The 435-nt window shown below is 55.6% G+C and carries 1 protein-coding gene; it reads right to left on the bottom strand.

The genetic code is table 11. From position 1 onward, the window contains the following. The coding region (locus AC5ZGW_RS47140; protein WP_496114273.1) for an alpha/beta-hydrolase family protein at positions 1 to 435 on the bottom strand (435 nt) is incomplete at both ends.

Genomic DNA, 435 nt, shown 5'->3' with positions numbered 1-435 from the left:
CAGTGGACTGGAAAGATAGGAATATTGGAGTGCGACGCTGGCGACATCGCCATCGTGCAAGTATTCGACGCTGTCGATTGCTGCCGGATCGATCCACCCGGTACCGGTCGGAGTTATGACGATAAGGATGGAGCGATCGAAGCCATGCGCGCGTTTCAGTTCCTCCAATGCGAGTTTTGCCCGTTGCTCTGTGGTTTCGGCGGTCCGCAAACCGACATATACGCGAATAGGCTCAATTGCGCTCCGTCCGGTAATGATGCTTATGTCGGCCGCCGACGGTCCCGAACCGACGAATTCCCGGCCTGCGCGTCCGAGTTCGTTCCATTTGAGTAGAGAATCTTTGCTGCCGGTCTTGAATGGTTCGGTGGGTTGAAGGCGTTCCGGCTCGATGAAGGCATCGTATTCTTCGAAGGACACATCGAGCATGTGGAAAGC

This window comes from Bradyrhizobium sp. Crot121, from assembly GCF_059512385.1.
The sequence above is the reverse complement of the archived record's forward strand: the minus strand, read 5'-3'. Positions and strand labels throughout refer to the sequence as shown.